4 protein-coding genes are annotated in these 6807 nt (G+C 34.0%); 3 read left to right on the forward strand and 1 reads right to left on the reverse strand.

The annotated features are described in order from the left end of the window. From ACIR131C_RS23360 to atpC, 3 genes are all read left to right on the forward strand, one after another. Window positions 1-203, forward strand: a 203-nt coding sequence (locus tag ACIR131C_RS23360; protein WP_155963190.1) for a tetratricopeptide repeat protein, incomplete at its 5' end; no start/stop codon positions are given. 562 nt (window positions 204-765) lie between these two features. Continuing rightward, on the forward strand, window positions 766-2214 hold the full coding sequence (atpD, locus tag ACIR131C_RS0118830; RefSeq protein WP_028083449.1) for a F0F1 ATP synthase subunit beta: 1449 nt from the start codon (window positions 766-768) through the stop codon (window positions 2212-2214). Window positions 2215-2306: 92 nt separating this feature from the next. Next, on the forward strand, window positions 2307-2720 hold the full coding sequence (atpC, locus tag ACIR131C_RS0118835; RefSeq protein ID WP_028091439.1) for an ATP synthase F1 subunit epsilon: 414 nt from the start codon (window positions 2307-2309) through the stop codon (window positions 2718-2720). A 104-nt stretch (window positions 2721-2824) separates the two neighbouring features. On the opposite strand, the gene ACIR131C_RS0118840 is transcribed toward atpC, so the two are convergent. Next, window positions 2825-6607: a DUF7149 domain-containing protein gene (locus tag ACIR131C_RS0118840; protein WP_028091440.1), complete on the reverse strand. Its 3783-nt coding sequence runs from the start codon at window positions 6605-6607 to the stop codon at window positions 2825-2827. Between the last annotated feature and the right edge of the window lie 200 nt (window positions 6608-6807).

The following is a 6807-nucleotide window of genomic DNA, read 5'->3' on the forward strand; positions in this document are numbered from 1 at the left end:
CAGGTGCTATAGATGATTACACCCAAGCTATCAAGTTTAATCCTAACTATGCCCAAGCCTACGTCGGACGGGGACTTGTTTATTATCAACTTGGTGACAAACAAAAAGCCAGAGAAGACCTGCAACGAGCAGCGCAATTGTTCAAGGCTCAAGGGAATACTGCTGCTTATGAAAAAGCTATGGCTTTATTAAAAGGGTTGTAGGGAGTTTCTTTGGTGATGTTAATTGTGATTTTGTCAGAATCAGGATGTCCAGGATTTAAGGATTAACAGGATGTGATTGTGAGATTTTTCCCTCGTTCCCTGGCTCTGCTGGGGAATGCTCACGGGAGGCTCTGGATGATAACAATAATATTTTGTCAGAATCAGGTGGTTATCGAGCGAAGTCGAGATAATGTCCAGGATTTAAGGATTAACAGGATATTTAATTGTAATTGAATGATAGGATTTTGATAATTTTCTATTATTCTCACAGTTACTTTCTTCTTTGCGTCTTTGCCCCTTTGCGACTTGGCGCGAAACACAACACACTATATTTTTGAACAAGACTCAGTAGGTATCAATTCTGTCTTTACTGTTCCCTGTCCCCTGTCACCTGTCCCCTCTTCCCTGTCACCACTTGTGCAAGAAATAGGAAATCTGTTCTTAATAATGAATTTAAGGCAAAGGTGGAGTCGTTAGGTGCTAACCTAAAAGATGATATCGCTTGATCTGGGGTCTTCAAGAACCCACTTGTGAAAAACAGCTTCAATCATTTAGGCGCAGCATGGTCACCACCGCAGAAAAAACAAACATTGGGTACATTACCCAAATCATTGGTCCAGTTGTAGACGTTAAGTTCCCCGGCGGTAAATTACCCCAAATCTACAACGCTTTAACTATCACTGGCACAAACGAAGCTGGACAACAACTGAAATTAACCGTTGAAGTACAGCAACTCCTGGGCGATAACCAAGTCCGGGCTGTAGCTATGAGTACCACAGATGGTTTAGTCCGTGGTTTAGAAGTTGTTGATACTGGCGCTCCAATCACTGTACCCGTTGGTAAAGCTACCTTGGGACGGATTTTCAACGTTTTGGGCGAACCTGTAGATAACCAAGGTCCAGTAAACGCTGAAGCATCTTTAGCTATTCACCGGGACGCTCCTAAATTCACAGAGTTGGAAACCACTCCTTCTGTGTTTGAAACCGGTATTAAGGTTGTGGATTTGCTAACACCCTACAGACGCGGCGGTAAAATCGGTCTGTTCGGCGGTGCTGGTGTGGGTAAAACCGTGATCATGATGGAATTGATCAACAATATCGCTACCCAACATGGTGGTGTATCGGTATTTGCTGGTGTGGGTGAACGCACTCGTGAAGGTAATGACCTTTACAACGAAATGATGGAATCTGGAGTTATCAATAAAGATAATCTCAATGAATCCAAAATCGCTCTAGTTTATGGTCAAATGAACGAGCCACCCGGAGCAAGAATGCGGGTTGGTTTATCTGGCTTGACAATGGCTGAGTATTTCCGTGATGTGAACAAGCAAGACGTATTGTTGTTTGTTGATAATATCTTCCGCTTTGTCCAAGCTGGTTCTGAAGTATCGGCGCTTTTGGGTCGGATGCCCTCCGCTGTAGGATATCAGCCTACTTTGGGTACAGATGTGGGTGCTTTGCAAGAACGGATTACCTCTACCACAGAAGGTTCTATTACTTCTATTCAAGCTGTATATGTACCTGCCGATGACTTGACCGATCCTGCTCCTGCAACTACCTTTGCTCACTTAGACGGAACAACTGTATTATCTCGCAGTTTGGCTTCTAAAGGTATCTATCCTGCGGTTGATCCTCTGGGTTCTACTTCTACTATGTTGCAACCTGGCATCGTTGGTAGTGATCACTATGATACTGCACGGGCTGTACAATCTACTCTGCAACGTTACAAAGAATTACAAGACATTATCGCCATTCTTGGTTTAGATGAATTGTCTGAAGAAGACCGTCTGATTGTCGCCCGGGCGCGGAAAGTTGAACGGTTCTTGTCTCAGCCTTTCTTTGTCGCTGAGGTATTTACTGGTTCTCCTGGTAAGTATGTGAAGTTGGAAGATACCATTAAAGGATTTAAACAAATTCTTTCTGGTGAGTTGGATGCTTTACCTGAGCAAGCTTTCTACTTGGTAGGTGATATCGAAGAAGCTAAAGCTAAAGCAGAAAAGCTCAAAGGCTAATGGCTAATGGGTAATGGGTAATGGGTAAGAAGTTCCTCCCAATTACCAATTACCAATTACCAATTACCAACCATAAGTAGAAACTAAAGAATATGACTCTGACCGTTCGTGTAATTTCCCCAGATAAAATCGTTTGGGATGCTCAAGCTGATGAAGTAGTTTTACCTAGCACTACTGGTCAGTTGGGTGTCCTAAGTGGACACGCCCCCATGTTAACAGCTTTAGATGTTGGTGTTATGCGTGTTCGGGCTAATAAAAATGCCAATTGGCAAGCGATCGCTCTTTTAGGCGGTTTTGCTGAAGTTGATGAAGATGAAGTGACAATTCTAGTCAACGGTGCAGAACGGGGCGACACAATTAAACTTGAAGAAGCTCGCACTGCATTTAATAAAGCACAAACTACTCTAAGTCAAGTTAAACCAGATGATCGTCAAGCACAAATCCAGGCTACAAAAGCATTAAAACGCGCCCGCGCTCGTTTTCAAGCTGCTGGTGGTTTGGTGTAAATTTAATTACAACTGCTGGATTTTCAGGGTGGGCTGTTTGTCCACCCTATTTTATTGGTATTTTAATTTCATTAGCTTTATCTTTTAGATAAGATTTGTGGTGTTTATCCTGCTATAATTTTTATCTCTTCTGCTGTTAGTTCATAAAGTTGATAAACTAACTGATCTATTTCTGCTTCTAATGCAGTTGTATCTGCTTTTGGATCTGATTTTTTAGCAGCGAGGATTTGATTAACTATTGTTTCTAATAACAATTCTTCAGTTTCCGTAGGTTCTTTAATGGGTAACATTTCAATTTTATACTTTTTCCATCTATTTGTACCCATTCCTGTAGTAGTTGAAATCTGGTTAAAATACCATTCTGATAGTTTTGAATTTAAAATCGCTAACAAATATTTAAGTTTTTCACCAGTCATTAAAAATGTAGTAGCTTCAGCATAATAGTTAGAGTCATCAAAAGCAAATTTGGGTTGATCAGAAATTTCACCCCAAACAATTTTAGGTTTATGAAAATCTTCTAAATAAGCGCAATTTCTAAGATTTGTCCAATGCTGACCCTGATCTTGTCGTTGTTTTATTTCAGGAAGAAAAGAAAGCAGATAATTATAGATAAATGGATAATTTTCTTTAACTTTAATTCTCTCAATATTATTTTTTGCAACTCCGTTATGTGTATTAATGAGATAAAATCCAGAAAATTCATAACTATATTTTTTTAAGTCTCTACCTCTTAAAATTGGCTGAATTATTTCAGCAGAATTAGAGCTTTCAGCAATTAATTGATTTTTAGTTTCCTCATTGATAATAAAAGCTGCATTTAGTCCAGTAAGCAAACCTCTATTAATATTAATATCAAATTCTTTTAAAAGTTTAGAGGATTGCTCTATTTTTTGTTTCAAACTTACGGTTTCTTGATTACCTATAATCCATTCTGATGTATTAGGTATTATAAATTGAAAACAATTTTTATCGAAATACTCATCTAATGAAGAACCGATAAGATAATTATTATTGAGACTAGCAACATCAAAAAATTCATTAACTTGATCTTTTTTCAAGATGATAATATTTGATTCTACAGTAGCTTCCTCAAAAATTTGCATATCTTCAATATTTAATAAGGTCTGAGGTTGCAGATTTTCAATTAAATACTTTTTCAGTAAATCACCATAAATAGTTTTTAACCAAGAATTAGAAGTAATGTAAGTTAAAAATCCTTCTTTTCTTAATAAACAACTTCCTTTTTCGTAAAACAAGCAATAAATATCTGCACCCTTTGTATAAGTTTGATAATTATTTTCAAAATAAGCATTTTGAGATTTTTCTTTAATTTTAGATAGTGAAATATAAGGAGGATTTCCAATTACGACATCAAAACCGATAAAATCACCTTCATCATTCAGAACTTCAGGAAATTCAAACCGCCATTCAAAAGCATTTTGATAAAATTTACCGCTTTTTTTATCTTCAATTTCAGCATTGAGTTGATTAATTTCTTGTTCTAACTTTTCTTGCTTTTTTTGACGACTTTTTGCTTCTGCTTTACTTTCTACAAATAATGACTTTTGATCTCGTAAATGACGAAGTTCTGCAATTTTTTGATTTCGTTTCTCTATGTTCGGATCATTGCTACTAATTTCTGTGCTTATATTACCCTTAATATCATTAATGAGTCGTTCCATTTCCTGTTTTTGATCTTTATTATCAGGGTGGAGATAGGTTTTTATAGCATTTCTATAACTTTCAATATTCCAATCGCTTTTTTTCAAAATCGTCCGTAAATCCCAATTTAAAGGAAAACGACTAATTAAAGAATTACCAGTTTTAATATTAATATCAATATTTGGTAAAGTTTGTAGTTCTCCTAGATTCCCCTCTCCTTGTGGAAAAGAGGTTAGGGGTGAGGTCTGATAATAAGCATTCTTTAAAAGTTCAATCCACAAACGTAACCGACAAATTTTTACTGAATTGGGATTTATATCTACACCAAATAAACAATTTTCAATAATTGTCTGTTTTTCATAAAAAAGTGTTTCTTGTATGCGTCTACTTTCTGGATTTTTAGGATTATATCTGAAAAATTTTCCGTCATCATCTGTAATAATTAACTCATCATTTTCGATTTCTAGATGATAATCTCTTAAAGTTCTACCTTGTTTATCAAGTAAAATTTTCAACTCACTTTTAATAGTAATAATTTCATTTAAAGCTGAAACTAAAAAATGTCCAGAACCGACTGCTGGATCACAAATTTTTAAACTATTAATAATCTGATTAGCTTCTTTTTTATCTGTAATTCTATCATATAATTCATCAATATTTTTACAGTTCCAACCTTTAATTTCCTTGAATTTCTGTAAAACTGCTCTGCGGATAGTTTCCCGACACATATACATAGTAATAAAGCCAGGAGTGAAGAAAGAACCATCTTTATAACCGTTAATTTTCTCAAAAATCAATCCTAAAACAGACGCATTAATCAAGGTTTTACTTTCTTCTTGGATTTCTTCTGTACCTTCACTGCTAAAATCGTAAGCATCAAGAAATTCAAAAATATATTCTAGTGCTTTTAATTTTCCTGTACGTTTATGATCATGATTATCTTTAAGAACTGTCTGATTAAAAATAGAAAGTTTTTCATCATTGACTAAATTACTAATAACTATTGTTTGATGTTCAATTTCTGATACTTCAAATAAAGAACTATTCAAATAAGGAATATTAGCAACAAGATTTTTTATATGTTTTTCTCTTTCCTCTGGTTTATGAGATAAAACACCAAAAAATAAACGGTTGAGATTACCAAAATCTTGAATTTTTGCTAAATTGAGAAATGCAAAAGACTTATTACCTTGATGATAGTTGATTAATTGAGATTCTAATAATTTTAAAAAGAGAATGCGATTAATCCAAGTAATAACTAATTCTAAACTAACATTAAAAAGTCTGTCTTCAGTATTTTCTCCAAATTGTTCTGAATTTTCTAATCTATCAATCTTGCGTAATTCTTGCAACCGAGTGATAGTATTTTCAATTAATGAACCCTGTTCCCTTTCATGAATTGATTTACGCTGAATTAATTTTTTACTACCTTCTTTAATTTCCATTAAACCAAGAATGTGTAGTAATTCACTATAAAAGTTTTTATTTAAACTATTACTATCATTAGTAGTAGGTAGTTTCAATAAATGCTGTGGTGAAAACAGCTTAAATAAAGGAATCAGTTTTTGATCATTTTCAGGATTTTGATTAATTAAATACTGTTGATAATCCCTAATATCAAAATGTGTAAAAACTAATTGATTTTGAATTTCATCTATTGCGGGTTGAGCAATTTCTTTATAAAAAAAATCAGTACGAGAATTAGATAGACGTTTTTCTTCAAAATCATTAAATTGCTTGACTAATTGTGTATTCTGAGCAAACAAATTTTCAAAAATTGTCGCATCAAAAACAAACCATTCATAAATATTAGTAGCAATTAAATATTTAATTTCTGGATTTTTATTTGTAATTCGTTCTCGTAAAAAGTATAAAACTAATTGTTGTAATGCTTTAGTATTTAAATTATCAACCTTGAGCATTTCATTGTTATTTACCTTTTTAGCTTCTAAAATTACACCAACACTGCTTTTAGTATCTTTTCCATTATAAATTACTAGGTCATTACTTGCTTTAATATTGATTAAGTAATCAGCACCATAATAGGTATTTTTCAAAAAATCAGTAAGAATATTTTTATGAAATTCCTCTCTTTCATTTTCATCAATTTGATTAATTAATGTAATCAGATTCCTTTTAAATATCTCAAACTCATTTCTAATTGGTTTAATTCTCAGAAATCCTTTGTTTAATGCTTGTCTAGGTTGAATTTTATTGTTAATCATATTGAATTACCAAAAATTATCAAATCAAATAAATAATAATTTTTTTATTAATAAATATTGCTTTCCCTATTATAGCGATGATAGAGTTCCATTATCCCAAAGAGTGCTATTTAAGGTAGTTGCGTTAACCCAGACGAAGTTACAGGGGTTTCCGCTCTTATGAGGTACATTTTAAGCCCCCTCCCCGCAAGCGGGGAGGG

Origin of the sequence: Dolichospermum circinale AWQC131C (genome assembly GCF_000426905.1) — a bacterium.
GTDB classification, from domain to species: domain Bacteria; phylum Cyanobacteriota; class Cyanobacteriia; order Cyanobacteriales; family Nostocaceae; genus Dolichospermum; species Dolichospermum circinale.

Bases quoted from the DNA above. Each gene is read 5' to 3' on its own strand.
- atpD (WP_028083449.1), top strand. From the start codon at position 766: ATGGTCACCACCGCAGAAAAAACAAACATTGGGTACATTACCCAAATC.
- atpC (WP_028091439.1), top strand. From the start codon at position 2,307: ATGACTCTGACCGTTCGTGTAATTTCCCCAGATAAAATCGTTTGGGAT.
- ACIR131C_RS0118840 (WP_028091440.1), bottom strand. From the start codon at position 6,607: ATGATTAACAATAAAATTCAACCTAGACAAGCATTAAACAAAGGATTT.